The organism is Bradyrhizobium sp. URHC0002, from assembly GCF_054059515.1.
This window is the reverse complement of sequence record NZ_JBSSCF010000001.1, coordinates 6,582,207-6,602,356: the sequence shown is the minus strand read 5'-3', so window position 1 is coordinate 6,602,356 and position 20,150 is coordinate 6,582,207. Positions and strand designations below refer to the sequence as shown.

Genomic DNA, 20,150 nt, shown 5'->3' with positions numbered 1-20,150 from the left:
CTTGATGATGGCTTACGTCCTGCGCTTGCGCGCGTGACGCGCCGGGCCGTTCGCCAGCGCGGCCGTCATCTCCGCCTGCAACAACAGCAGCAGGCAACTCGCCAGCCGCTCTTCCATCTCCCTATCGTGAATGGAGAGCGGCCCGGGATCGTTGAGGATGGCATTGACCAGCGTTCCCAGCACGACCTGAAAGCCGAAGGCGATCGCGCGCGTTTTTGCCGCCTTGTTGCCGCGGCCCATGGCATCGAGCAGGATTGGCGTGGCGTCCGCAACGTTGGCCCGAGCCAGGGCCTTGAAGGTGGACCACCGGTCCGGCCTTGTGTCGTCGTGCTGAAGGGCTGCGCGCAGCACGCCTTCGTGGTTTCGAATCCAGCCGGTGGTTCCGCGGACGAGGAGGCGGCTGAGTTCGGCGAGATCGGCATCAGCCAGCCGTTTGTCTTGCTTCATTCGCGACAGCCTGCTTTCGCCGTCACGCGCCGCCAGCGCCATCAACGCGTTGAAATAAGCCTCCTTGCTCTCGAACCGGCTGTAGAAAGCGCCGACGGTGGCACCGACCTGCCGACACAGCGCCTCGATCGACAATTCCGCAAGGCTGTGCGTGCGCAACATCTCCGCGCCAGCCTGAATCAGCGCGGCCGTGGTCTCGCGGCTGCGCTTCTGCCGCGACGGGGTGACGCCGGGAAGGTCGAGTTCGGCCGGTCGATGCATCCGGAACTTGCGTCTCCGTTCGAAATAATCATAATAATAATTCGGATTATGGTTTTTGGCAATGCGGAGGCCGCGCGTTGCCATGGCCCCGGCGAACCGGCGGACCAACCGCGGGTCACATCCAAAACGGGAGGAACGCATGGCGGCAGGCAGCGGAAAACCGTTCGGCGGCACGATCGGCAAGACGGTGGCCGGCTCAAAACCCTGGTGGCCGCAGGCGGCAAAGCCACCGCAGGGCGCGCCGAACATTCTCGTCGTGCTGTTCGACGATGTCGGATTTTCCGATTTCGGCTGCTACGGCTCGGCCATCCGGACGCCGACCATCGACAAGCTCGCCGCCGAAGGCCTGCGCTATTCGGGCTTCCACACCACCGCGATGTGTTCGACGACGCGCGCGGCGCTGCTCACCGGGCGCAACCATCATTCGGTCGGCGTCGGCTGTCTCGCCAATTTCGATAGCGGCTACCCCGGATATCGCGGCAAGATCGCGCGCGAGGCGGGGACGCTCGCGGAAATGCTGCGGCCGCACGGCTATCGCAATTACATGGTCGGCAAATGGCACGTCACGCCTTTGACCGAAAGCGGCGCCACCGGGCCGTTCGATGGCTGGCCCCTCGGCCGCGGCTTCGATCGCTTCTATGGCTTCCTCGATGCCGAAACCGATCAGTTCGCGCCGGAACTCGTCTCCGACAACACCCATGTCGATCCGCCCGGGATCTACGCGGACGGCTATCACCTCACGTCCGACCTGATCGACCAGTCGATCCGCTTCATCGCCGATCACACGGCTGATCGGCCCGATATCCCGTGGCTGACCTGGGTCGCGCTCGGCGCCTGTCATGCGCCGCACCAGGCGCCGATGGACATCATCAAGAGCTATGACGCGATGTTCGCCCATGGCTGGGACGTCGAGCGCGAGCAGCGGATGGCGCGGCAAAAGGCGATGGGGATCGTGCCTCAGGAAACCCGATTGCCCGCACGCAACGACGGCGTGAAGGCGTGGGAAGAGCACAGCGCCGACGAAAAGCGCGTCTTCACGCGGCTGCAGGCGGCCTTTGCCGGCATGCTCGATCACGCCGACCAGCATCTGGCGCGGCTGATCGCGTTCCTCGACACGGCCGGCATTCGCGACAACACGTTGGTCCTGGTTTTGTCGGACAATGGCGCAAGCCAGGAGGGCGGGCCGCTCGGCTTCGTCAACGCGATGGGGCCATATAATTTCCGGCCCGAACCGATCGCGGAAAAGCTGCGCCGGATCGACGACATCGGCGGGCCGGATTCGCACAGCAACTTTCCGCACGGCTGGGCGATGGCGTCGAACACACCGCTGCGCCGCTACAAGCAGAACACCCATGGCGGCGGCATCCGCGATCCCTTCGTGATGAGCTGGCCGAAGAAAATCGCCGCCAAAGGCGAGGTGCGCCATCAATTCGTTCATGCCTGCGACCTGACGCCGACCTTGCTCGACCTGATCGGCATCGCGCCGCCGGCCGAAATTGGCGGCGTGGCGCAGATGCCGATCGAAGGCGAGAGCTTTGCGCGCTCTGTCAGCGATCCAGCCGCGCCGTCGAAACGTCAGGCGCAATACTTTGAAATGTTCGGGCATCGCGGGCTCTGGCAGGACGGCTGGAAGGCGGTTTCCTTCCATCCCTCGGGCACGCCGTTCGAGAACGACAAATGGGAGCTGTTTCACCTGGCAAAGGATTTTTCGGAAACCAACGATCTGGCGGCGCAAGAGCCCGAGCGGCTTGAGGCGATGATCAAGCTGTGGTGGAGCGAGGCCGAGAAGCACAATGTGCTGCCGCTCGACGACCGGTTCGGCCCGCGTTTTGCGGAAAACGCCGCGCGCTTCCACGGCGCGCGCAACAAGTTCACCTTTCACGCCGGCATGGGCCACGTGCCGACCGACGTGGCGCCCGATGTCCGCAGCCGCAGCTACACCATCGAGGCCTATGTGGAGATTGCCGAGGAGGGTGCCGAGGGCGTGCTGATCGCCCACGGCGATGCGACGTCAGGCTACAGCCTCTACATCAAGGACGGCTTGCTGGTGCACGATCTCAATATCGGCGGCGGCCATGAGATCGTGACCTCAAACCGCAAGGTGCCATCAGGCGCGCACCGGCTCGGCGTGCATGTCGAGCGTTTGGTGCGCAAGGAGCCGCCAGCTAAGGGCTCCCGCACCGGCGTGACGGCCTATACGCTTCTGATTGATGGCGAGGCGGCAGGCTCGATCCAGACCCAGCTCGCCTTCAACAACTTCATCTCGTGGTCCGGCCTCGACATCGGCCGCGACCGTTCCAGCCCGGTCTCGCACTACGCGGCGCCGTTCGAATTCACCGGCCAATTGCTGCGGGTGACGGTCGACATGCATGACGACCAGAAGCTGGATGGGGAGGGCGTGGGTGCGGCGGAGATGGCGCGGCAGTAAGGTCGCCATCGTCAGGCGCAGGCGCGACACCCACCGTCATTGCGAGCGCAGCGAAGCAATCCATTGCGCGGCATAACGAAGATGGATTGCTTCGTCGCTACGCTCCCTTGCGCAAACGCTTCGCGTTTGTCGCAGGCAATGACGGGGCTAAGACCTGAGCCCGTCTACTTAATCTTCTCATAGGCCGCGGCGAAGTCGGCGAGCGGCATCGGGATGGAGATGGTCTCCTTGGCCATGTTCTGGAACGAGACCTTCAACTGCTTGCCGGATTTCAACGCGGCCAGCACGTCAGGCGAAATCTGCAAGTTGGCGTAGCAGCCGCGCGCTTCGCAGGTCTGGATCTGCAGGTCGGACGTCTTGCCGTCGTCGACCTGGAATTTGGCGCCGGCCGGCAGGTTGAGCCCGAGCGGCAATTGAACGAGCGCGATCGGTGCGCGGGTTTCGGCTGATACCCGGATATTGATCAGCACGATCAACTGGCCGGTCTTGGTCAGAACCGCGCTCTGCTCGATCGCGCATTCGAGCGGTGCGCCGCGGCTTGCGCTGCTGCATCGTGCAACCCAGCCGGGAGGCGCGGCCGTATTCGCGCTTTCGGCGGCCGGTGCCGGCGTTGCCTGCGCCATGGGCGTGGCGTTGTTCTTGGCTTTGGGCGCCTGGGCGAAGCTCTGGCCGCACAAACCCGATATCGCTGCGGCAGCGATCGCAAATTTTACTAGAACTTTCACTGAACCGGCTCCGAAATAAACTACCTTCGGATGTGTCGGTTCCCGCGCAAAGTCAAGTCATTCCGCCGCTTGCTTGACCGAGGCTTGTGCGTCCGGATCCGCCCCATGATCGGGATCGGCCGACCGGCCCCATCGAGCAAACGCATTGGAGAGCCGGTCGAGATAGAGATAGACCACCGGCGTCGTGAACAGCGTCAGCGCCTGGCTGACGATCAGGCCGCCGACCATGGCGTAGCCGAGCGGCTGGCGGATTTCCGATCCGGTGCCGGTGCCCAGCATCAGCGGCACGCCGCCGAGCAGCGCCGCCATCGTCGTCATCATGATCGGGCGGAAGCGCAACAGCGCCGCCTTGCGGATCGCGGCCTCGGGCTCGAGTTGCTCATCGCGTTCGGCCGTGATCGCGAAGTCGACCATCATGATGCCGTTCTTCTTCACGATGCCGATCAGAAGCACGATGCCGATCAGTGCGATCAGGCTGAAATCGAACCCGAACAGCATCAGGATGGCGAGCGCGCCAACGCCGGCGGATGGCAGCGTCGACAGGATCGTGATCGGGTGGATGTAGCTTTCGTAGAGAATGCCGAGGATTAGATACACCACGACGAGGGCTGCAAGGATCAACAGCGGCACGGTGCCGAGCGACTGCTGAAATGCCTGCGCGGTGCCCTGGAAGCTCGAATTGAGCGTCGCCGGCGCGCCGAGTTCGACCATCGCCTTCTGCACCGCGTCGGTCGCCTGGCCCAGTGCCACGCCCTGGGCGAGGTTGAAGCTGATCGTAATCGCCGGGAACTGGCCCTGATGGCTGATCGACAGCGGCCGCACCGGCACGCTGGTCCAGCTGGCAAAGGTCGACAGCGGCACCTGGTCGCCGGTCGTCGGCGATTTCACATAGATCTTGCTCAGCGTGTCGAGGCTGCCCTGTAGCTCCGGCAGTACCTCGAGCACCACCTTGTAGGTGTTGAGCTGGGTAAAATACTGTGTCACCTGCCGCTGGCCGAACGCGTCATAGAGCGTATCGTCGATCAGTTGTGGCTGGATGCCGTAGCGCGAGGCGGTATCGCGATTGATCTTCAGCTCCAGCGTGGTGCCGTTGGTCTGCTGGTCGGTGGCGACATCGCGCAGCTCCGGCAGCGTCTGCATCTTGGTCAGGATCTTCGGCGCCCATTCGTTCAGCTCGGCGAGGTCGGCGTCCTGCAGCGTGAACTCGAACTGGGTTCGCGTCGGCCGCCCGCCGAGCCGCACGTCCTGCGCTGCCTGCATATAGAGGCGGGCGCCTTCGACCTTGTCCAGCTGCGGACGAAGCCGGGCGATGATCTGTTGCGCCGTTGCCTTGCGCTCGTCGCGCGGCTTCAGCGTGATGAAGAGACTACCGTTGTTACCGGCCCGGCCACTGCCGCCGATCGCCATCGCGACCGAGGCCACGTCAGGGTCGGCCTGCACGATCTTGCCGAGTTCCTCCTGATGCCGCTTCATGTCGGCAAAGGAAATGTCCTGGCTGGCCTCCGAGGTGGCGGTGATCAGGCCGTTATCCTGCTGCGGAAAGAAGCCTTTCGGGATGATGACAAAGAGGTAGACCGACAGTCCCAGCGTGGCGAAAAAGATCATCAAGGTGGTGAGCTTCCACCGCAGTGCGAGGTCGAGACCTCTTTCATACGCGTGCAGCATCGCATCGAAGGCGCGTTCGCTCCACTGGTAGAACCGGCCATGCCTGGTTTCGCCATGCGCGCGCAGGAAGCGCGAGGCCATCATCGGCGTCAGCGTCAGCGATACGATCATCGAGACGAAGATGGTCATCGCGAGCGTCACCGCGAATTCGCGGAACAGCCGCCCGATGATGCCGCCCATCAATAGCAGCGGGATCAGCACCGCGACCAGCGAGATGCTGATCGAGACGATGGTAAAGCCGATCTCGCGGGCGCCCTTGAACGCGGCGGCCATCGGCTTCTCGCCTTCCTCGATATAGCGCGTGATGTTTTCTAGCATCACGATGGCGTCGTCGACCACAAAACCAACCGCAATGGTGAGCGCCATCAGCGAGAGATTGTCGAGCGTGTAGCCGAACACCCACATCAGCGCGCAGGCGCCGAGCAGCGCCAGCGGCACCGTGATGGTCGGGATCACCGTGGCCCAGAAGCTGCGCAGGAAGATGAAGATCACCATGACGACCAGCGCAATGGTCAGGAGCAGGGTGAATTGCACGTCTTCCACCGCGGCGCGGATGGTCTGGGTGCGGTCGCTGATCACCTCGATCTTGATCGCTGGTGGTATGGCGGCGACCAGCCGGGGCAGCGTCGCCTTGATCTTGTCGACGGTCTCGATGACGTTGGCGCCGGGCTGCTTGAACACCACGAGGAACACGCCGCGCTTGCCATTGGCCCAGGCCGCCTGCTTGGCGTCCTCGGGCCCGGTGACGGCCTGGCCGATATCGCGGATCCGCAACGGGCCGCCGTTGCGATAGGCAATGATGACGTCGTTCCAGTCCTTGGAATCAGGCAACTGGTCGTTGGCGTAAATGGTGTAGGCGCGCCGTTCGCCGTCGATATTGCCCTTCGGGCTGTCGACGGTCGTGATCGCGATCTGGCTGCGCACGTCCTCCAGCGACAGACCCTTGGCGACGAGCTTGGCCGGGTCGATCTGGATGCGGATCGCCGGTTTCTGCTGGCCGCCGATGATGACCTGGGCGACGCCGGAGATCTGGCTGATCTGCTGCGCGAGCTGGGCGTCGACGGCATCGCTGACCGTGGTCAGCGGCAGCGTGTCCGATGTCGCCGAGAGGAGCAGGATCGGCGAGTCCGCCGGGTTGACCTTGCGATAGGTCGGCGGCGAGGGGAGGCTCTTCGGCAATTGGCCACTGGCGGCGTTGATCGCGGCCTGCACGTCGTTGGCCGCGGCGTCGATCGGGCGGTTCAGATCGAACTGGATCGTGATCGCGGCCGTGCCGAGGTAGCTGGTCGAGGTCATCTGCGCGACGCCGGGAATCTGCGCGAGCTGACGCTCCAGCGGCTGCGCCACCGATGAGGCCATCGTTTCCGGGCTGCCGCCGGGCAGGGAGGCTGCGACCTGGATGGTCGGAAAATCGACCTGCGGCAGCGGCGCGACTGGCAGCAGCGGATAGGCGACGAGGCCCACGAACAGGATGCCGGCCATCATCAGCGACGTGCCGATCGGGTAGCGAATGAAGGGGGCGGAAATTCCCTGGCTCATTCCCTGATAACCTTGGCCTGGGTTTGATCCGAGCTGGCGACCGCCGTCGTCACCAGTGTGCCCGGCTGAACCTTGAACTGGCCCGCCGTGATCACCTGCTCGCCGGGTGACAGCCCTTCATCGACCACGGAGCGGCCGTCGATCGAGCGCGATACCTTGATCTTGCGGAGCTCGGCCTTGTTCTCCTTGCTGACCCTGTAGGCGTAAAGGCCATCGGGGCCATGCTGAACGGCATCGTCGGGGATTATGGTTGCGTCCTTGAGCGTCGCGATCAGCAGCCGGGTCGAGACCGACTGGCCCGGCCACAGCGCATGATCCGTGTTGTCGAACACGGCCTTGAGTCTGACGGTGCCGCTCGACGTGTCGACCTGGTTGTTGATCAGCGAAAGCGTGCCGGTCGAAAGCACCCGCTTGCCGTCGGTGGAGAGCGCGATCGTCTTGGGAGAGCCGGCGGCGAGCGCGGCCTTGATGTCCGGCAACTGGTCTTCGGGCGCGGTGAAGATCACCGCGATCGGCTCGATTTGGGCGATGGTCACGATGCCGGTCTGGGTCGCGGCGTTGACGATATTGCCGACATCGACCTGGCGGAGCCCGACGATCCCCGAGATCGGCGCCTTGACGGTGGCGTAATCGAGCTGGGTCTGCGCGTTTTCGAGCAGCGCGGTGTCGGCCTGAATCTGCGCCGTCAACTGCGCGACGGTGGAGCGTTGCGTATCGGTCTGTTGCCGGGTGGCGAATTCGCCGAGCTTGGTGAAGCGCTGCAGGTCGAGGCTGGCGTTGGCAAGGTTGGCTTCGTCCTGGGCTTTCTTGGCCTTGGCCTGATCGAGGGCTGCCTGGAACGGCCGCGGATCGATCTCGACCAGCGTGTCGCCCTCCTTGACGAATTGGCCTTCCTGAAACGCGATACGGTTGATCTGACCGTCGACGCGGGTGCGGACCACGACGGTGTTGAAGCCTTGCACGGTGCCGAGGCCGGTCAGGTAGACGGGAAAATCGGCTTTTGTGACCGGGGTTGTCCGCACGGGGACGGCAGCACGGGCAGGGGCTCGCTTCTGAGCCTCGGCTCGCGCCTGATGATCCTCGCCGTGGAATCGCTGCCAGCCCAGATAACCCAGCGCTGCGATCGCTACGATCAACAAAGCCCAACGGATGGTGCGTGACCTCGACATGGCAGCTCGTGGCTTGAAGGAAGTACCCAGCATCACCGATATAATGTCCGCGCGCTCGCCCTGTACAAACACTAAGGCTTGAGAATCCTAAACAATTGGAAAGGTTTGACGGAGCAGCCGAGTGGGGCCCGGTGGCGGCGCCAAAATGGCTCGCGATCTGCTGGGTATCTAGAGCAGGGTTGAACGCGGGGGCGATGTCGTCCATATCGCGCGCGTCAGGCGGCAAGCAATCGGGGGTGCTAAATGGATGAGCTGAACGGACGCATGATGGCGTGCCAGATTCTGATCACGGGACTGATTGCGCGTGTCGCGAACGATTCGTCCGACCCCTTGCGATTCCTCACCGACTTTCGCGACGAGATCAAAGCGGTGGTGAGGGGAGTCAACATCACCGGCATGGACAACACCGATCGCGTCCGTCAGGTCGCGCAAACGACGGTCGATGAATTGTTTTCGCTGATGAAGCCGCCGAGCACTGATGAATCATCGCAAGGCTAGTCGATGCAAGCGTGCATCTTTGCGCGGTAATTCTTGGTATTGTTTAGAACCATTATTAGAACGGTTATAAGCATAGATTTTAGAACGATTACAAACTGTAGATTAGAATCTCTTTTAACTCGCTCGATTCAAAGAGTGTGTTGCTGCGATCGCATTGACCCGAATTTCTTCGCTCGATAGCACCGCCAATGAGACGGTTTGTCGCGCGACGAAGAGCGCGGGCAAGCCCAGTTCATTCAGGGGCGCGCGCAGCATGAGCAAAGTAAAGGCACCGAAATCGCTACGTTTCGAGGTGGCGATCGACTCGGTCGGCCAGGTTATTGAAAACAATTCCGGCAAGACGGTTTCGGCGGTCGCAGGTCTGATCGCCGTCGCGTCGTTTTCCGGCGCCGAAGCGCAGCAACCCAACCTCCCGCCGGTGACGGTCGATGCCCCGGTCGCTCGCCCGCGTCCTGCTGCGTCAAGACCTTCGCCGGATCAGGTCCGCGCCCGGACTGCGCTGCGCCGTGCCGCGCGCCGCACGCAGCCGACGCAGGTCGCCGCCGTGCCGTTCCCCAATGCGGGCGGACTGCCTGCAGATCGCGATCCCTACGCAAACCCGGCAGCGCCCTATATGGCCAACCGGGTGCAAGCGTCCGGCAAATTTCCCGAACCGATCCTCAACACGCCGAAATCGATCACGGTGCTGACAAAGGATGTCCTAAGGGATCAGAACTCGACCACCCTCAGGTCGGCCGTATTGAACACAGCCGGTGTGACGCTCGGCACCGGCGAGGGCGGCAACGCCTTCGGTGATCGCTTTTTCATCCGCGGTTTCGATGCCCGCAATGACGTCTTCCTCGACGGCATCCGTGATGCTGGCGTCAGCGTCCGCGAGAACTTCTTCACTGAGCAGATCGAGATCTTCCGCGGTCCCGGCTCGTCCTTTGCCGGTCGCGGCGTAACAGGCGGCGCGATCAACATCGTCACCAAGGCCGCAACGACCGAAAAGAGCTTCTACAACATGGACACCACGTTCGGCACCGACCACACCAAGCGGGTGGTGCTCGACGTCAACCAGGTGATCAGCCCGACGCTGGCGGTTCGTGCCGGTGGCCTGTTCCAGGACGCCGGCGTCGCCGGCCGCAACTACATCAAGGACGACCGCGACGGCGGCTTCGTTGCGGCGAAATGGACCCCGCTCGACACCGTGAAGCTGTACGCGAACTACATTCACACCAATCTGCACGGACTGCCCGATTTCGGCGTGCCGTACTATCGGCCTGGGTCGCCTAATCCTGGTCCGGGAAATTTCTACCGCACGACGGCAGGCGGCCCCTATCCTGATTTCGGCGTCAGCCGCAACAATTTCTACGGCCTCGTCAACCGCGACTATTACAGCATCAAGCAGGACATCGGCACCGTCGGCGGCGAGGTCTCGATCACCCCCGATCTGACGCTGAGCAACAAGACCAGGCTTCAGCGCTCGGTTCTCGACTATATCGGGACGCTTCCGGAAGCCCCGGTCGACAACGGCAAAACCCTCAGCCTCAATCCGCAGAGCCGCTATCAGGTCACCGAGAACATCGCCAACCAGACCGAGGCGATCTACAAGTCCTACATCGGCGGCTGGAAGAACACGACGACGGGCGGCATCGAGGCTTCGCGCGAGATCGCCAGCATCGACAAATATTCGGGCCTCAGTTCGGAATCGCTACCGGGCGGAACGCCCGGCGGCAACATCGTCGGAGCCAGCATCTACTATCCGCAATTCACCTTTGCGACCCCTCTCATCAATCCGCAATGGACCGGCTTCCCGACCAAGATCGCCATCGATACCACCAGCGCGTATGTCATCAATACATCCAACTACAACGACTTCGTCATTCTCAATGGCGGCATTCGCTACGACGATTACAACATCAAGACCAGCGGTTTCGGCACGCAGAACAACCGGCCCAATGTCTTCAACTCGCAGGAACAGCATCACGGGCTGCCGAACTTCAATCTCGGCGTGACGCTGAAGCCGCTGCCGAATGGCAGCGTCTATGCCGCCTATGCGACGTCGTCGAACCCGGTGGGCGCCGAATTCGATGGCACCAGCGCGCAATATGGTGGTCTGGCGCCTGCGCTGAACGGAAATCCCAACCAGATCTTCGGGCCTGAGAAGAACAAGGCGATCGAAATCGGCACCAAATGGGAGCTGTTCGACCGGCGCTTGCTGCTGACCGCGGCGCTATTCCAGACCGAGAAGGAAAACGCCCGGGAATCGCAGAACGTGAACAGCGTTGCGGCTGCGAATAATATTCCGGGCTGCTCGTATAACCTGGCTCCGGGGTCGGGCAACGTGTCCTGCATCACCGCGGGCGCGGCCTATCGCATCCGGGGCATCGACCTCGGCGTCGGCGGTAAGATCACCGACAAATGGAGTGTGTTCGGCGGCCTGGTGCTGATGCAGTCTGAGGTGACGAAGTCGCTCGTTCCGTCGCCGCAACCGTTGCTCTATCCGACCAACGTTGGGCGGCCGCTCGCCAACGTTGCGCATCAGTCCTTCAGCATGCTTAGCAAATACCAGCTCACCGACGTCTGGGAAATCGGCGGGCAGGCGGTGTACCGGTCGCAGATGTATGGCGGAACGTTCCTGGCGGCGAACCAGGGCACGTCGATCCCGAGCTTCTGGCGCTTCGATGCCTTCGTGGAAGCGAAGGTTGACAAGAACTGGACGGCCAAGCTGTTCGTCGCCAATCTCACCAACAAGCTCTACTACGATGCGCTTTATCAGAGTGCGACCCCGTTCGTGTTCGTCGCCCCGGGGCGCAGTGTGAGCATGGTCCTCTCGGCACGGTTCTAGACAAATTCTAAGGATGCAGGTGGAATGCTGATCTGCATCCCCAATGTGCTGAGCAAAGATGATGTGGCGGATTTCCGCCGCATCATGGACGCCTCCGCCTGGGAGGACGGCCGCTCCACCGCGGGTGCGCAATCGGCCATGGTCAAGCGCAACGAGCAGCTTCCGCCGGACAGCGAGGTCGCGCGAACGCTCGGCAATCGCGTGCTGTCGGCGCTGACCGCCAGCCCGAGATTCATCTCGGCGGCGATCCCGCTGCAGATCTTTCCGCCGCTATTTAATCGCTACGTGGCCTCCGGCGGGCACCATTTCGGCCTCCATGTCGACAACGCGGTGAGGGGAGATCGTCTCACCGGCCAGCGGATCCGGACCGACCTGTCGGTGACGCTGTTTCTGTCGGAACCGGATGAGTATGACGGCGGCGAACTGGTGGTGGAGGACCTCTATGGCTCACATGAAATCAAGCTCGCGGCCGGGGACCTCGTGCTTTATCCTGCGTCTAGTTTGCATCTGGTCACCCCCGTCACACGAGGTATGCGTGTGGCATCTTTTTTCTGGTTGCAGAGCATGGTACGGGATGCCCACGCCCGCAGCCTGATCTTCGATCTCGATACCTCGATCCAGGCCCTGGTGGAGCGGCTTGGGCGAGACGACCCTGAAACGGTCAAATTGACCGGTATCTATCACAACCTGATCCGCTACTGGGCCGAAGTATGAAGAACATGTCTCTTTCTCGCGTGACGACATTGGCGGTGATCTCGGCGCTGGCGATCCTGTCGCTGGCGGCGCCGTCGTCGGCCCAGCAGGGCATGGCTCCCACGGCACCATCAGCACCTGTGGCCCAGCAGGCGCCTGCTGCGCCGGCGGTGCAGTCGGCTCAGCCTGCGGCGCCTTCCGATGTGGCGGCGACGCCTGCCGAACGTGAAGGAAAGCTTCTGAAGGCCGCGGCCGCCGAACTCAAGGAGTTGTCGCCTTGGTCGATGTTCAAGTCGGCCGACGTCCTGGTCAAGGCGGTAATGCTCGGTCTCGCTTTTGCTTCGCTGGTGACCTGGACCATCTTCATCGCCAAGATGATCGAACTGAGCGTGATTCAGCGCAAGCTGCGCTCGGCGCTGGCCAAGATCGTGGACGCCCGGTCGCTGGCGGAAGCGCAATTCGCGCTGGGTGCCAAGGGTAGCGTGCTGGCGTCCTTCCTGGCGGCGGCGATGCGCGAGGCGCGGCTGTCGGCCGGCATTTCGAGCGACGCCGGCATCAAGGAGCGCGCCGCATCGAGCTTTGGCGAAATCGTGCGCGCCGAGGCGCGGCGGATCCGGCTCGGCATGGGCCTGCTGGCGACCATCGGCGCGACGTCGCCCTTCGTCGGACTGTTCGGCACCGTCTGGGGCATCATGAACAGCTTCATCGGCATTTCGAAATCGCAGACCACGAACCTTGCCGTGGTGGCGCCCGGCATCGCCGAAGCGCTGCTTGCCACCGCGATCGGTCTGGTCGCCGCGATCCCCGCCGTCATCATCTACAATCACTTCGCGCGGGTTACCAAAGGCTACCTAGAACTGGTCAACCGGGCGTCAGGCGCCGCAGGGCGGCTATTGTCGCGCGATCTCGACCGCACCCATGTCAGCGGCGGGCAGCGTGCCCGTGGAGCAGCGGAGTAGGCAATGGGCGCGTCGATCGCAGACACCGACCTCGATGACGACAGCGATTTTGCGGAATCGCACGAGATCAATGTCACGCCCTTCATCGACGTCATTCTCGTCCTGCTGATCATCTTCATGGTCGCGGCGCCCTTGTCGACCGTCGATCTGCCGATCGATCTGCCGACCTCGACCGCAACGCCGCAGAAGAAGCCGGACAAGCCGACCTATGTCAGCATCAAGCCTGATCTGTCGGTTGCGATCGGGGAAAATATGGTCAAGCGCGTCGACTTGGTGCGCTCGCTCGATGCGATGGCCGATGCCAGCAAGGAGCGCCATATCTTCCTGCGCGCCGACCGCGCCGTGCCCTACGGCGAATTGATGGACATTCTCGAAATCCTGCGCGCCGGCGGCTATTCGAAGATCAAGTTGGTGGCGCTCGAAGGCGTACCAGATGGAGCGGCGTCGCAAGCGGCGGCGCCGGCAAAGCCTTGACCGGTCTCGACGAGCAAAAGCCATCCCGGCGGCTCTGGATTTCCGCCGCGGTGATCGCGCTTGCGCTTCATATCGGCGGGGCAGCACTGGCGATTGTGCATTTGCAGACCGAAGAAGCCGATGACGCCCTCGGTGCAACGGCGATCGAGATCGGGCTCGAAATGGCCGCCGTGCGTCGGGAGGTGACCGACCTCCCGCCGGGCCCGGACACCGATGCTTCCGCGGCTTCGCCCCAGCTCTCCGAACAGAAGGCCGAGGTCAAGGAAACCGAACTGCCGCAGGACAAGCCGACCGAGCCCGAAGAAGCCGACCGGGTGGTGACGGAGAACGAGTCGAAAAAGCCCAAGGAAGACGATCCGAAGATCGCAGCGGTGCAGACCTCGGCTTCCACCGAGTCGGTTGCCGCCGAGGCCACTGCGACGCCGAGTTCGGAGGCGATTCCGGAAGGGCAGCGTTCCATCGCGCCGGTGATCGGTACCGGCGAGAGCGTGCGCCGCGCGCGGGCGACCTGGCAGAAGGAACTGGTCGCGCATCTCGACAAGCACAAGCGTTATCCGAAGGAACGGCAGCAAAAATCCGCCGAGATCCAGATTCGCTTCACGCTCGACCGCATGGGCCACGTGCTCTCGACGGATATCGAAAAAAGCTCGGGCGATGTGGCCTTCGACGAGGCTGCGCTGGCGATGGTGCGGCGCTCCGATCCGGTGCCGATGCCGCCGCCATTGATCGCGGACGAGGGACTTACCTTCACCTTGCCGGTGATCTTCCGCGTCAAGAGCAAGGGCTGAAGCTGCGTAAGGCGGCTCGGGCAAAGCCGTACCCGCTAGCGGGGAAGACGCCGGCCGTCAGCGCCAGTAATAGCGGATGCCGACATAGACCACGGCAAGGCACGCAAAGATCAGCGCCACCGGAAGTCTTGGTTTGGTTACCGGGCCGGATGCGGCTGGCTTCGGCCGTGGGGGCGGCCGGCGGAACGCGGTGACGTTGCCGGTATCGGTGGCCGGCTCGCTTGCACGCGAGGGAATTTCGGGAGGTGTTCCGGAGCCGCCCATCTCGGCATAATAGCTCTTGTACATCAGCTGGATGGTGGCCTCGGAGGCGTCCGCCTCGGTCATCCTTGCCAGTAACGGCCGGTAGCTTTCCAGAAAACTCTGTGCCTCGGCGGGCAGCGCGGAAAATCCGTTGAGCTTGGCCAGCATTTTCCAGGTTGCAAAATCTGCCCTTGCGCGCGTATCGGCGCGGCGTGCAATCAACATATCGGCAGCTTTTGTCGCCATGGCCCGAGCCGTTCTTCCCCGTCCTTTATTTTCCATATGAAGTTTAAGCGTTGCCGGTGATGAAGAGAAGCGCGCTGATCACATATCCGGTCAGTGTCCGCAGTATCGCCGAAATAACATCAAGATTTAGACCGAGCTGCGCGCCGACGACGGGAAGCAGGATCAGAAGACCGAGCAGGATCAACATCCCGTAGGGTTCCAGCCGCGACAGCGGGTAAGCCAGCACCCGCGGCAGCAGCCCGACGGCGACCCGGCCGCCGTCCAAGGGCGGGATCGGCATCATGTTGAAGATCGCCAGCACGATATTGATCAGGAAAGCATTTTTGAGGTTGTCCGCCGTCCATTTGGCCGCGTCTGCCGGCACCAAAGGCAGGGCATGGAAGGCAAACGCCACGATCGTCGCCAGGATGATGTTGGTGGCGGGGCCGGCCAGCGCCACCCAGACCATGTCGAGCCGGGGATGGTTCAGGTTTCGGAAATTCACCGGGACCGGCTTGGCGTAGCCGAACAGGAACGGCGAACCCGACAGCAAAAGCACGCCCGGCAGAATCACGGTCCCGAACGGATCGATATGCTTGAGCGGATTGAAGCTGACCCGGCCGAGCTGCCAGGCGGTATTGTCGCCGAGCTTGTAGGCCACAAAGGCGTGCGCGGCCTCGTGGAAGGTGATGGCGATGAGGAGGGGAAGTACCCAGACCGAAATGGCGTATAGCGAGATGTTCAAGCGGTCTGCCCCGGTTTTGAGCTTCGAAGCCGGTAGCCTAGCACGGCGCCGCTACTGGGGAACCGTCTCCTGATATTGCGGTAAACCGTCGTCGAGCCGCACCCAGGCCATCTTTTCCGAGACCCAGATGTGCTCGGTCGGCGCAAAGGCGTGACGGTCGTCGAAGGCGGCCAGCGCGACACCCACCACGGTACCGTTGGTCCGGCGGGAAAACAGCCGCGTCCCGCAAACCTTGCAGAACACCCGATCTAGCGCCTCCGACGATGGGTAGCGCGCGGTGTCACCCTCGACCGAAAGCGCCCGCTGGTCGAACAGCGCGCGGGCAAAGAACGGCGAGCCCATCGCCCTCTGGCAGTTGCGGCAATGGCAAATGCGGACGTTGAGCGGCTCGCCTTCGGCCTTGAACCGGACCGCGCCGCAGAAGCATCCGCCTTCTCTGGTCATTGTGTCTCCGCGGCTTCGCTGTTCCGACGGTTGATATCCTGGTGAGACCCGTTATGCCTCGGCAATGGCTTCTATTTCCAATAGCCAAGCTTCGTCGAAAATACCTGCAATGATAACGGTGAGCGCGGGGGCGTGACCACCCAAAGCCTCTTGTCGCGCTTGACGGTTCTCGAGCGCGTATTTTCTGTCGGACAGGAAGATCGTAACCTTCACAAGATTGCCGATCGTCATGTCGGCGGCTTCGAGCTGTGCAAGGACGTTGGCCCATACGAGCTTCGCTTGTTCAGGAAAACTCTCCGGCACCGCGCCGCCGCGAGCCATGGGAATCTGACCGCTGATGTAAAGCCGCCGGATGCTGTTCGTTGTTTCCAGGGCTTGGGAATAACCGCCGACCGCCTCAGGGGCCGACTCGGCGTTTATCGATCGAAGTTTCAACGGCATCGTTTCTTGTCCAGCTATATGCAGCCGTCGATCGGCTAGTAGGTCGCCCGGCCGCCGGAAATGTCGAACACCGCGCCGGTCGAGAACGCGCAATCCTCCGACGCCAGCCATGCGACCATCGCCGCGAGTTCTTCGACGAGGACGAAGCGGTTCTTCGGAATTTTCGACAGCATGAAGTCGATGTGTTGCTGCGTCAGCTGATCGAAGATCGCGGTTTTCGCCGCCGCGGGTGTCACCGCGTTCACGAGAATATCGTGCTGGGCGAGCTCCTTGCCGAGCGACTTGGTCAGCGCGATCAGCCCGGCCTTCGAGGCCGAATAATGCGCGGCGTTGGGATTGCCTTCCTTGCCGGCGATCGAGGCGATGTTGACGATGCGGCCGTATTTTTGCTGCAGCATGGCCGGCACCACCGCCTTGCAGCAGATGAAGGGACCATCGAGATTGATGCGCAGCACCTTGCGCCATTCCTCGATATCGGTTTCCCACACGGTGGCGTTGACGCCGGCGATGCCGGCATTGTTGACGAGGATGTCGATCTTGCCGAGCGCCTTCAGCGTTTCGTCGCGGGTCTTCTCGACGGCGGCGAGGTCGGAGACGTCGACCTTGAAGGCGGATACGGCGGGACCGATTTCCTTCGCGGTCTTTTCCGCAAACGGCAGATCATAATCCCAGATCGCGACCCTGGCGCCGGAGGCGGCGAACCGCTCGGCGATGGCGCGCCCAAACCCTTGCGCCCCGCCGGTGACGACGGCGCAGCGGCCGTTCAGATCGATCTTGTTCATGCAGGAAGCCCTTGATTGCGTGGACGTCAGAGCATGTAGCCGCCATCGACGACGAGGTCGACGCCGGTGGTGAACGCGGCTTCGTCGCTCGCCAGATAGACCGCCATGGCCGCGATTTCCTCTGCGGTGCCCAGCCGGCCCATCTTCTGGCGGGCGATGAACATGTCTTTGCCCTGCGGGCCGACGGCCGCGGCGCGATCGAGCATCGAGGGGGTCTCCACGGTGCCGGGGCAGATGCTGTTGCAGCGGATGCCCTGTGTGATGAAGTCGAGCGCAACCGCGCGCGTGAGCAGCGAAACCGCAGCCTTGGACGCACTGTAGACATAACGGTTGGCCGGTGGTCTCAGCGCCGCGCAAGACGAGATGTTGACGATGCTGCCGCCTCCGCCCGCCAGCATCGCCGGCAGAAACGCCTTGATGGTCCGGTGCATGGATTTGACGTTGAGATCGAACGAGAAGTCAAAGTCCTCGTCCGAACAGTCCAGGATGGTTCCGTGGTGCACGAAGCCCGCCGCGTTGAGCAGGACGTCGATCTTTCCAATGCGCTTGGCGAAGGCCTCGACCTCGGCGGTGCTGCGAACGTCGAGCCGTGCCGTCTCGGCGATGCCTTCCTTGCCCAGGGTAGCGATGCCGCTTTCATTGATGTCGGTGGCGATCACCGTGGCGCCTTCGCGCGCGAATGCTATCGCACATGCGCGCCCGATGCCCGCCGCTGCTGCGGTGACAACGGCGCGTTTTCCCTTCAATCGATCTGACATGTTTTTCTTTTCCTTTTCTTCATCATTGCGAGGAACTCGCGACAAAACTGTAAAGCAATTTTGCGCTGAAGCGACGAGGCAATCCATAGTTCCTGTGCGGAGGCATGGATTGCGTCGCTACGCTCGCAATGACGGCGGTTGCCTAGTGATTATCCCGCGCCACGCCGACCGTGCCCGCAATATTTTGATAGCGCGTGGCGAGCTCCATGCACGCGCCGCTGGCCTGCTGGCCGACAGTCGAGCGATAGAGCTCCTGCCACGGCGTCTGATTGGCCGGGTAGGGGAAGCCGCCCTTGTCCTTCAGCTCGGCGCGACGCTTCTTCAATTCATCGCTCGTGATCAGGATGTTGGCGTCGCCCTTGTTGAGGTCGATGCGAACCTTGTCGCCGGTCCGCAAGATCGCAAGCCCGCCATCGGCGGCGGCCTCCGGCGAGGCGTTGAGGATCGACGGCGAACCCGAAGTGCCGGACTGCCTTCCGTCGCCGATGCAGGGCAGGGACAGGATACCGCGCTTGATCAGCGCCGCCGGGGGCTGCATGTTGACGACCTCGGCGCCGCCGGGATAGCCGATCGGCCCGGCGCCCCGGATGAACAGCACGCAGTGCTCGTCGATGTTGAGCGAGGGATCGTCGATGCGGTCGTGATAATCCTCAGGCCCCTCGAACACGATGGCGCGTCCCTCGAACGCATTCGGGTCTTTGGGATTGATCAAATAGCGGTCGCGGAATTCCTTCGAGATCACGCTGGTCTTCATGATCGCGGAATCGAACAAATTGCCGCGCAGCACCAGGAAGCCCGCATCCTTCACCAGCGGCTTGTCGTAGCTCCAGATCACGTCGCCGTCGGGCTTGGCCGCCTCGCGGCAGTTCTCGCCCATGGTGCGGCCGTTGACCGTCACGGCGTCTTCGTGGATGCGCTTGTGCGCCATCAATTCGCGCACCACCGCTGGCACGCCGCCGGCGCGATGATACTCCTCGCCGAGATAGAAGCCGGCCGGCTGCATATTCACCAATAGCGGGATGTCGTGGCCGTGTTTCTGCCAATCGTCGATCGAGAGCTCGACGCCGATATGCCGCGCCAGCGCGTTGATATGGATCGGCGCGTTGGTCGAGCCGCCGATCGCCGAATTCACCACGATGCAGTTCTCGAACGCCTTGCGGGTCATGATGTCGGAGGGCTTGAGATCCTCCCAGACCATCTCGACGATCCGTTTTCCCGTCTCAAAGGCGATCTGGCCGCGCTCGCGATAAGGCGCAGGGATTGCTGCGCAGCCCGGCAGCGACATGCCGAGCGCTTCCGCAAGCGAGTTCATCGTCGAGGCGGTGCCCATGGTGTTGCAGTGGCCGACCGAGGGCGCCGAGGACGCCACGATTTCAATGAATTCGTTGTAGTCGATCTCGCCGGCGGCAAGCCGTTCGCGTTGCTTCCAGACGATGGTGCCGGATCCGGTGCGCTCGCCGTTGAACCAGCCGTTCAGCATCGGTCCACCGGAAAGCACGATCGCGGGCAGATTGACGGTCGCCGCCGCCATCAGGCAGGCCGGCGTGGTCTTGTCGCAACCGGTGGTCAGCACCACGCCATCGAGAGGATAGCCGAACAGGATTTCGACCAAGCCGAGATAGGCGAGGTTGCGGTCGAGCGCCGCGGTTGGCCGCTTTCCGGTTTCCTGGATCGGATGCGTCGGAAATTCCATCGCGATGCCGCCGGCCGCGCGGATTCCCTCGCGCACCCGGTGGGCCAGTTCGAGATGGTGCCGGTTGCAGGGTGACAGGTCGTTGCCGGTCTGGGCGATGCCGATGATCGGCTTGCCAGACTGCAATTCCTCGCGTGTCAGGCCGTAATTGAGGTAGCGCTCGAGATAGAGCGCGGTCATTCCCGGGTTATGCGGGTTGTTGAACCACTCGAGGGACCGTAGTTTCCGGCCCTTGCCATTGGTAGCCATTTTGTTGTCGTTGTTTTTCACTGGTTCCTCCCGCACTGCAAACTCGTGGACGGCCTAAGCTACGGCAGCGATGCACCATGCCAAGAATTTCATC

18 protein-coding genes are annotated in these 20,150 nt (G+C 62.8%); 7 read left to right on the top strand and 11 right to left on the bottom strand.

From position 1 onward, the window contains the following. Positions 1–12: 12 nt before the first annotated feature. A complete protein-coding gene (locus ACVWVY_RS32300) occupies positions 13–708 on the bottom strand; it encodes a TetR/AcrR family transcriptional regulator (protein ID WP_456630175.1) in 696 nt (231 codons plus the stop codon). A gap of 139 nt (positions 709–847) precedes the next feature. On the opposite strand from ACVWVY_RS32300, the gene ACVWVY_RS32295 reads away from it, so the two are divergent. Next, the gene (locus tag ACVWVY_RS32295; RefSeq protein ID WP_456630174.1) at positions 848–3,136 is read left to right on the top strand and encodes an arylsulfatase; all 2,289 of its coding nucleotides are present in this window, start codon (positions 848–850) and stop codon (positions 3,134–3,136) included. A gap of 164 nt (positions 3,137–3,300) precedes the next feature. Here the strand turns inward: ACVWVY_RS32295 and ACVWVY_RS32290 are convergent, their stop codons facing one another. The 3 genes from ACVWVY_RS32290 to ACVWVY_RS32280 are packed head-to-tail and all read right to left on the bottom strand — an operon-like array spanning position 3,301 to position 8,234. After that, entirely contained in the window at positions 3,301–3,861 is a 561-nt protein-coding gene (locus ACVWVY_RS32290; protein ID WP_456630173.1) for an invasion associated locus B family protein, read from the bottom strand. A gap of 57 nt (positions 3,862–3,918) precedes the next feature. Continuing rightward, positions 3,919–7,065 (bottom strand): multidrug efflux RND transporter permease subunit, encoded by a 3,147-nt coding sequence (locus ACVWVY_RS32285; RefSeq protein ID WP_456630172.1) that lies wholly within the window; start codon positions 7,063–7,065, stop codon positions 3,919–3,921. Next, on the bottom strand, positions 7,062–8,234 hold the full coding sequence (locus tag ACVWVY_RS32280; RefSeq protein ID WP_456630171.1) for an efflux RND transporter periplasmic adaptor subunit: 1,173 nt from the start codon (positions 8,232–8,234) through the stop codon (positions 7,062–7,064). The genes ACVWVY_RS32285 and ACVWVY_RS32280 overlap by 4 nt, the downstream gene beginning before the upstream one ends. A gap of 243 nt (positions 8,235–8,477) precedes the next feature. Here ACVWVY_RS32280 and ACVWVY_RS32275 point away from each other — a divergent pair, with 243 nt between their 5' ends. The 6 genes from ACVWVY_RS32275 to ACVWVY_RS32250 all read left to right on the top strand — a co-directional run bounded on the left by ACVWVY_RS32275 (position 8,478) and on the right by ACVWVY_RS32250 (position 14,476). Next, positions 8,478–8,732: a hypothetical protein gene (locus ACVWVY_RS32275; RefSeq protein WP_456630170.1), complete on the top strand. Its 255-nt coding sequence runs from the start codon at positions 8,478–8,480 to the stop codon at positions 8,730–8,732. A gap of 253 nt (positions 8,733–8,985) precedes the next feature. Then, positions 8,986–11,562: a TonB-dependent receptor gene (locus tag ACVWVY_RS32270; protein ID WP_456630169.1), complete on the top strand. Its 2,577-nt coding sequence runs from the start codon at positions 8,986–8,988 to the stop codon at positions 11,560–11,562. 24 nt (positions 11,563–11,586) lie between these two features. Beyond that, the gene (locus ACVWVY_RS32265) at positions 11,587–12,276 is read left to right on the top strand and encodes a Fe2+-dependent dioxygenase (RefSeq protein ID WP_456630168.1); all 690 of its coding nucleotides are present in this window, start codon (positions 11,587–11,589) and stop codon (positions 12,274–12,276) included. Continuing rightward, entirely contained in the window at positions 12,273–13,214 is a 942-nt protein-coding gene (gene exbB, locus ACVWVY_RS32260) for a tonB-system energizer ExbB (RefSeq protein WP_456630167.1), read from the top strand. Before ACVWVY_RS32265 ends, exbB begins: the two co-directional genes overlap by 4 nt. Positions 13,215–13,217: 3 nt before the next feature. Beyond that, positions 13,218–13,688: a TonB system transport protein ExbD gene (exbD, locus tag ACVWVY_RS32255; protein WP_456630166.1), complete on the top strand. Its 471-nt coding sequence runs from the start codon at positions 13,218–13,220 to the stop codon at positions 13,686–13,688. Beyond that, the gene (locus tag ACVWVY_RS32250; protein ID WP_456630165.1) at positions 13,685–14,476 is read left to right on the top strand and encodes a TonB family protein; all 792 of its coding nucleotides are present in this window, start codon (positions 13,685–13,687) and stop codon (positions 14,474–14,476) included. Before exbD ends, ACVWVY_RS32250 begins: the two co-directional genes overlap by 4 nt. 57 nt (positions 14,477–14,533) lie before the next feature. On the opposite strand, the gene ACVWVY_RS32245 is transcribed toward ACVWVY_RS32250, so the two are convergent. From ACVWVY_RS32245 to ACVWVY_RS32215, 7 genes are all read right to left on the bottom strand, one after another. Further along, entirely contained in the window at positions 14,534–14,944 is a 411-nt protein-coding gene (locus tag ACVWVY_RS32245; RefSeq protein WP_456632363.1) for a hypothetical protein, read from the bottom strand. A gap of 64 nt (positions 14,945–15,008) precedes the next feature. Continuing rightward, positions 15,009–15,689 (bottom strand): site-2 protease family protein, encoded by a 681-nt coding sequence (locus tag ACVWVY_RS32240; protein ID WP_456630164.1) that lies wholly within the window; start codon positions 15,687–15,689, stop codon positions 15,009–15,011. A 51-nt stretch (positions 15,690–15,740) separates the two neighbouring features. Next, a complete protein-coding gene (locus ACVWVY_RS32235; protein ID WP_456630163.1) occupies positions 15,741–16,133 on the bottom strand; it encodes a GFA family protein in 393 nt (130 codons plus the stop codon). Positions 16,134–16,184: 51 nt separating this feature from the next. Next, entirely contained in the window at positions 16,185–16,568 is a 384-nt protein-coding gene (locus ACVWVY_RS32230) for a RidA family protein (RefSeq protein WP_456632362.1), read from the bottom strand. 41 nt (positions 16,569–16,609) lie between these two features. Continuing rightward, positions 16,610–17,356: an SDR family NAD(P)-dependent oxidoreductase gene (locus ACVWVY_RS32225; RefSeq protein ID WP_456630162.1), complete on the bottom strand. Its 747-nt coding sequence runs from the start codon at positions 17,354–17,356 to the stop codon at positions 16,610–16,612. Between the two features lie 26 nt (positions 17,357–17,382). Further along, complete coding sequence (locus ACVWVY_RS32220) at positions 17,383–18,114, bottom strand: SDR family oxidoreductase (RefSeq protein WP_456630161.1); 732 nt, start codon at positions 18,112–18,114, stop codon at positions 17,383–17,385. A 142-nt stretch (positions 18,115–18,256) separates the two neighbouring features. Then, a complete protein-coding gene (locus ACVWVY_RS32215) occupies positions 18,257–20,056 on the bottom strand; it encodes an IlvD/Edd family dehydratase (protein WP_456632361.1) in 1,800 nt (599 codons plus the stop codon). Positions 20,057–20,150 lie beyond the last annotated feature (94 nt).

Excerpts from the sequence above, each read along its gene's own strand:
- ACVWVY_RS32300 (WP_456630175.1), bottom strand. The coding sequence starts at position 708 with ATGCATCGACCGGCCGAACTCGACCTTCCCGGCGTCACCCCGTCGCGG.
- ACVWVY_RS32295 (WP_456630174.1), top strand. The coding sequence starts at position 848 with ATGGCGGCAGGCAGCGGAAAACCGTTCGGCGGCACGATCGGCAAGACG.
- ACVWVY_RS32285 (WP_456630172.1), bottom strand. The coding sequence starts at position 7,065 with ATGAGCCAGGGAATTTCCGCCCCCTTCATTCGCTACCCGATCGGCACG.
- ACVWVY_RS32280 (WP_456630171.1), bottom strand. The coding sequence starts at position 8,234 with ATGTCGAGGTCACGCACCATCCGTTGGGCTTTGTTGATCGTAGCGATC.
- ACVWVY_RS32275 (WP_456630170.1), top strand. The coding sequence starts at position 8,478 with ATGGATGAGCTGAACGGACGCATGATGGCGTGCCAGATTCTGATCACG.
- ACVWVY_RS32270 (WP_456630169.1), top strand. The coding sequence starts at position 8,986 with ATGAGCAAAGTAAAGGCACCGAAATCGCTACGTTTCGAGGTGGCGATC.
- ACVWVY_RS32265 (WP_456630168.1), top strand. The coding sequence starts at position 11,587 with ATGCTGATCTGCATCCCCAATGTGCTGAGCAAAGATGATGTGGCGGAT.
- exbB (WP_456630167.1), top strand. The coding sequence starts at position 12,273 with ATGAAGAACATGTCTCTTTCTCGCGTGACGACATTGGCGGTGATCTCG.
- exbD (WP_456630166.1), top strand. The coding sequence starts at position 13,218 with ATGGGCGCGTCGATCGCAGACACCGACCTCGATGACGACAGCGATTTT.
- ACVWVY_RS32245 (WP_456632363.1), bottom strand. The coding sequence starts at position 14,944 with ATGTTGATTGCACGCCGCGCCGATACGCGCGCAAGGGCAGATTTTGCA.
- ACVWVY_RS32235 (WP_456630163.1), bottom strand. The coding sequence starts at position 16,133 with ATGACCAGAGAAGGCGGATGCTTCTGCGGCGCGGTCCGGTTCAAGGCC.
- ACVWVY_RS32225 (WP_456630162.1), bottom strand. The coding sequence starts at position 17,356 with ATGAACAAGATCGATCTGAACGGCCGCTGCGCCGTCGTCACCGGCGGG.
- ACVWVY_RS32220 (WP_456630161.1), bottom strand. The coding sequence starts at position 18,114 with ATGTCAGATCGATTGAAGGGAAAACGCGCCGTTGTCACCGCAGCAGCG.
- ACVWVY_RS32215 (WP_456632361.1), bottom strand. The coding sequence starts at position 20,056 with ATGGCTACCAATGGCAAGGGCCGGAAACTACGGTCCCTCGAGTGGTTC.